Here is a 3,493-nt window from a genome sequence, read left to right on the forward strand (position 1 = left end):
TTAGCGGCGCTCTAAACCCGCGTAAATCTGGTGTCGGCAAGCAGTCGGTGGCGGTCATCCGCGGCAGTCAGCTGACTGCTTTGAATTTCCTTTGAATCGAAGGGTGCCCGTTGCACAGGGCACAGACGTGTCCTGAGCGTGCCTGCTTTGGCCATGGCGAGCGGGCTTGAGCCAGCGCAGGGGTATGGCGCAGCGCTGGTGTTTTGCGTTACATATCGCCTACCTGTGTAAGAAGCAGGCGCGACAGTGACAGTCACTTTCCGGTAAACCCACTGTCGCGCCCCGAGACCCACCGCTTTGGAGGGCGCCGTTGCCGCTGTCAGTATTCACGAAGCGGGCGTGGCTGTCCAGCAGCGTGGGCCCACGCATGGGAATGGACCGCCCATGCCCACTGCCCAACACGCACCACCACAGCCGCCGTCACCACCGCCCAGACGTTTTCTGTGCGCCCTGTGTCGCAGCCCTGTGCTCATCTGCAGCCACTGCGACCGCGGCCAGCGCTACTGCAGCGCAGTCTGCTCACTCCAGGCCAGAAGTTGCGCCCAGCGCGCCGCTGCCAAACGCTACCAGGACAGCCGCAAGGGCCGCCACGCTCACGCCACACGCCAGGGGCAATGGCGCGCGCGCCAACAAATAGTGACGCATCAGGGTGGCCCACCACCGCCCTGCGCTGATGTACTCCCATCCAGCGACGCAACCGCTCTGAATCCAGACGCAAGCCAGCGCTGCAAGTGCCAGTTTTGCGGCCGTTCGGTCTCGGCTTTTGTGCGTCAGGACTTTCTGCGATGCCGCTTTCGCCATCCATCCCAACCTTCCGTATGGAGTACCGACTCACATGGCCATTTCACCTGAACTCAAGGCGCAGATCCTGCGCTACCACCACGCCGAGCGCTGGCCGGTGGGAACCATCTCGTCCCAGCTGGGCGTGCACCGCGAGACCGTCATGCGCGTGCTCACCCAGGCCGGCGCGGCCCCAATCGTGCCCGCACAACGCACTTCGGGCGTGACCCCCTACCTGCCCTTTATCCAGGAGACCTTGAAGCAGTTCCCCAACCTCACGGCCAGCCGGCTGCACACCATGGCCGCCGAGCGCGGTTACGAGGGGCGCCCCGACCACTTTCGCCACATCGTCGCCCGCCACCGTCCGCGCCCCCCAGCACAGGCCTACTTGCGCCTGCGCACCTTGCCCGGTGAACAGGGGCAATGCGACTGGGGCCACTTCGGCCACATCCAGATCGGGCAAGCCCGCCGACCCTTGATGGCCTTCGTGATGGTCCTTTCCTGGTCCAGACGCATCTTCCTGCGCTTCTTCCTGGGCGCGCACATGGAGAGCTTCCTGCGCGGGCACGTCCAGGCCTTTGAATCCTGGCACAGCGTTCCCAGGGTCGTCTTGTACGACAACCTCAAGAGCGCGGTGCTCGAACGCAAGGGGCAGGCCATCCGCTTCAATCCCACGCTGCTGGCACTCTCGGCGCACTACCGTTTCGAGGCCAGGCCCGTGGCCCCGGCCCGGGGCAATGAGAAGGGGCGCGTGGAGCGGGCCATCCGCTATATCCGCACCGCCTTCTTTGAGGGACGCAGCTTCACCGATATCGACGATCTCAATGCCCAGGCCGATGCCTGGGTGGCTGGTCCTGCCAGCGCTCGGCGCTGCCCCGAGGACTCCCAGCTGTCGGTGCAGCAGGCCTTTGACCAAGAGCGCTCGCACCTGATGGACATCCCGGCCACACCGTTTTGTTGCGATGAGATCCGCGGCGTTACAGCGGCCAAGACACCCTACGTTCGGTTCGATCTGAACGACTATTCCATCCCCCACACCCACGTTCAGCGCAGCCTCACCGTGCACGCCAGCTTGCGTGAGGTGCGTATTCTGGACGGCCAGCAGGCGCTGGCCTCGCACCCGCGTTGCTGGGACAAGGCTCAGCAGATCGAGATCGAGGCCCATGTGCAGGACCTGGTGCAGCACAAGCGAGGCGCGCGAGCGCACCGCGACACGGACCGCCTGGTACACGCGCTTCCTCAGGTGCAGGATTTGCTGACAGAGGCGGCCAAGCGGGGTGAGCCGTTGGGGCGGATCGCCCGTGAGTTGCAGGAGCTCCTGGACGTGTATGGACGCACGCAGATGATGGCCGCCGTCACGGACGCCATGAGCCGCGGTGTGCCGCACCCCCATGCGGTTCGTCTGGCGCTGCAGCGCCAGCGTCAGAGCAAGAGCCAGCAGCAAACCCCGCCCCCGCTGGGCGTGGCCCTGTCTGCGCAGGTGCGCGCGCGCGACATCGCCGTGCGCCCCCACAGCCTGGACGGCTATGACCGCCTCACGCAGGAGGGTGACGATGCCAGCAACTGATTCGGCCACACTCAAACTCCGAGCCCAGGCGCTGCAACTACACGGGGTGCTGTCCCACTGGGATACCTGCTGCACAGAGCCTTGGGTGGGCATGTTGCTCGACTGGGAGGAGCACGAGAGAAGTCGCCGCTCCATGGAGCGCCGGCTGCACAGTGCGCGCATCGGGCGCTTCAAACCTTTGGTGGATTACGACTGGAGCTGGCCCGAGCAGATTGACCAGGCCAGCGTGAGCGAGCTGATGACGCTGCAGTTCCTGCACAGTGCCAGCAATGCCATCCTGGTGGGCCCTTCTGGCGTGGGCAAGACAACCATTGCCCAGAACATTGCACATCAGGCGGTGCTGCAAGGGCACACCGTCATGTTCACCACCGCCGGCAAGCTGCTGGGCGAGTTGGCCAGCCTGGACAGCGATTCGGCACTGCGTACAAGACTGCGCCACTACGCCAGACCCGCGCTGCTGGTCATTGATGAGGTCGGGTATCTGTCGTATTCCAGCCGGTATGCCGATCTGCTGTTCGAGTTGATCAGCCGGCGCCACGAGCACAAGAGCACGCTGATCACCACGAACAAGTCCTTTGCCGAGTGGGGCGAAGTGTTCCCCAACGCGGCCTGCGTGGTCGCCCTCGTGGACCGCCTAGTTCACCACGCCGAAATTGTTGGCATCAAGGGCAACTCGTACCGGCACAAGGAGGCGCAAGAACATGCCCGGGCGCGCACGGTAAAGCGCAAGCCTTCAAAGGAGACCGTATGAAACCGTGGCATCCGCCTTCAGGACTGCGCCAAGGGCTGCCATTCGCGGTGGACGACACCTGGACACCGGAACAAGCCATGGCGGTGATGGAGTTGCTCGATGATCTGCGCGATCGCGTCTGGACCCATTACGGAGGGGTCATCCAGGATCTGCTGCGTGCGCAGCGCGTGACCACTGATTCACTGGAAGACTTTGACACGGACTTACCGTTCTGAGCGCCAACGAGTATCCCGCGCCAACAACAAGGGCCCCTGACGGGGCCCTTGTTGTTGGCACGCTCAGCACCGAAAACCGCACCCAGAATCCGCCACCAGAAATGAACACCGGATTACGTCACCAAATTCCGTCACCACTTACCGCCGCCAGATTTACGCGGGTTTAGACCGCCGCTAACA

The 3,493-nt window shown here is 64.0% G+C and carries 3 protein-coding genes; all 3 read left to right on the forward strand.

Features of this window, described 5'->3' with window-relative positions; translation table 11 throughout:
- The first annotated feature begins 835 nt into the window (after positions 1 to 835).
- The 3 genes from istA to AC0GNR_RS19395 are packed head-to-tail and all read left to right on the forward strand — an operon-like array spanning position 836 to position 3,313.
- The gene (gene istA / locus AC0GNR_RS19385) at positions 836 to 2,347 is read left to right on the forward strand and encodes an IS21 family transposase (protein WP_472902380.1); all 1,512 of its coding nucleotides are present in this window, start codon (positions 836 to 838) and stop codon (positions 2,345 to 2,347) included.
- Positions 2,334 to 3,098: an IS21-like element helper ATPase IstB gene (istB, locus tag AC0GNR_RS19390; RefSeq protein WP_472902381.1), complete on the forward strand. Its 765-nt coding sequence runs from the start codon at positions 2,334 to 2,336 to the stop codon at positions 3,096 to 3,098. Before istA ends, istB begins: the two co-directional genes overlap by 14 nt.
- Entirely contained in the window at positions 3,095 to 3,313 is a 219-nt protein-coding gene (locus AC0GNR_RS19395) for a hypothetical protein (RefSeq protein WP_472901141.1), read from the forward strand. Before istB ends, AC0GNR_RS19395 begins: the two co-directional genes overlap by 4 nt.
- Positions 3,314 to 3,493 lie beyond the last annotated feature (180 nt).

The sequence above is a fragment of the Hydrogenophaga sp. LT287 genome, from assembly GCF_055702805.1.

Excerpts from the sequence above, each read along its gene's own strand:
- istA (WP_472902380.1), top strand. The coding sequence starts at position 836 with ATGGCCATTTCACCTGAACTCAAGGCGCAGATCCTGCGCTACCACCAC.
- istB (WP_472902381.1), top strand. The coding sequence starts at position 2,334 with ATGCCAGCAACTGATTCGGCCACACTCAAACTCCGAGCCCAGGCGCTG.
- AC0GNR_RS19395 (WP_472901141.1), top strand. The coding sequence starts at position 3,095 with ATGAAACCGTGGCATCCGCCTTCAGGACTGCGCCAAGGGCTGCCATTC.